Below are 532 nucleotides of genomic sequence, written 5' to 3'. Positions count from 1 at the left end.
AGTCCGCCGCCGTCATGCTCGCGGCGAAGCCGACTGCGAACGACCCGATGTTGCGGTTCCGCCGGGACGTCGGCGGCTGGGCCCCGGCAACGCCAATGGGTCCGTCGTGCGCGATCAGGACCGGATCTCCGGTGACGCTGCCGGGCCGCCATGCACGCCCGCGCACGCCAGGTGAGCGCCGCCCAGTCGGCGCGTCGTCGAAATAGCGGCGGCGTTCGCCCGGTTTTTATCCAAGAAACGCAGGCAAATCATCGCCTCTGTCGCGATCCATCGCACGACCCCCTAACCTCGAGAAACGAACCGACATGGGCAATCTGATCGACGCTCCCGAACACACCTTGACTGCGATCGACGAGGGCATTCCTCTGTCGCACATCATCCGTCGTCGGCTCGAGAACGCGGGCGCGCGCTTCCATGCAAACGACAACATCGCCGCGCACCTGCGCGACGGCGAACTCGATGCGTTGCAGAACGAAGTTGCGCAGGGAATGGAAGCGGTGCTGCGCTCGCTCGTGATCGATGTCGACAACGA

At 65.2% G+C, this 532-nt stretch carries 1 pseudogene; it reads left to right on the top strand.

Annotated features, from left to right (window positions below):
* Positions 1-305 precede the first annotated feature (305 nt).
* A pseudogene (locus tag AC0KUR_RS38135) lies at positions 306-532 on the top strand (GTP cyclohydrolase I); the annotation flags it as partial.

This window comes from Burkholderia sp. YHN3-13 (genome assembly GCF_055810675.1).
The sequence above is the reverse complement of the archived record's forward strand: the minus strand, read 5'-3'. Positions and strand labels throughout refer to the sequence as shown.